Source organism: Candidatus Termitispirillum reticulitermitis (genome assembly GCF_054655775.1).
The window spans coordinates 1-549 of the sequence record NZ_BAAIHG010000236.1 but is presented as its reverse complement, the minus strand read 5'-3'; the positions used below and the strand labels follow the sequence as shown (position 1 = coordinate 549).

The window sequence follows — 549 nt, the reverse complement described above, 5'->3', positions numbered from 1 at the left end:
AGAAGTTTTGCCTTGTATCCATAGATGCTGACCTCTATGAGCCTATTAAGGCTGGACTTGAATGGTTTTACCCTAGGATTAGCCCTGGTGGCTACATATTGGTTCATGACTATAGCAACAAAGAATATCTTGGTGCGGAACGTGCAGTTCAAGAATTTTGCAAAAATCATGGAATTGCCGTTGTTCCAGTTGCCGACTTGGACGGCACCGCTATTATTGCTAAACCCTCAAAATAGCACGCACCCATTGAAAAAATTAAAAAACCTGCTACACTGATACAGATATGAGACTGCTCAAGCCATTATTATTCCTCTTAACATCGCTAGTCGCTGTCGTATGCGTCTATTGCCTATTGTCATTTGCTATGGCAGGGCATATAGGCGTGCCGTTTAAGTATCAAAAACATTTAGAAATAACCCAAGCTGAGCTATATAAGGGCGTAGGCGACAATTTCTCCGTAGTTGGTGTTGACAAGAATGTTATTCGTAGCAAATCGGGCAAGGGGGCAATAACGCTAAATCTAGGCGACAGAGCCTCAAAGGACTACAG

2 protein-coding genes are annotated in these 549 nt (G+C 42.8%); both read left to right on the top strand.

Annotated elements, in window-relative coordinates; genetic code table 11:
• Window positions 1–236: TylF/MycF/NovP-related O-methyltransferase (locus AC1MDJ_RS08505; RefSeq protein WP_479690475.1), on the top strand; the 236-nt coding region annotated here is incomplete at its 5' end.
• Between the two features lie 47 nt (window positions 237–283).
• Window positions 284–549 (top strand): hypothetical protein (locus AC1MDJ_RS08500; protein WP_479690474.1); only part of this gene is annotated, 266 nt, incomplete at its 3' end.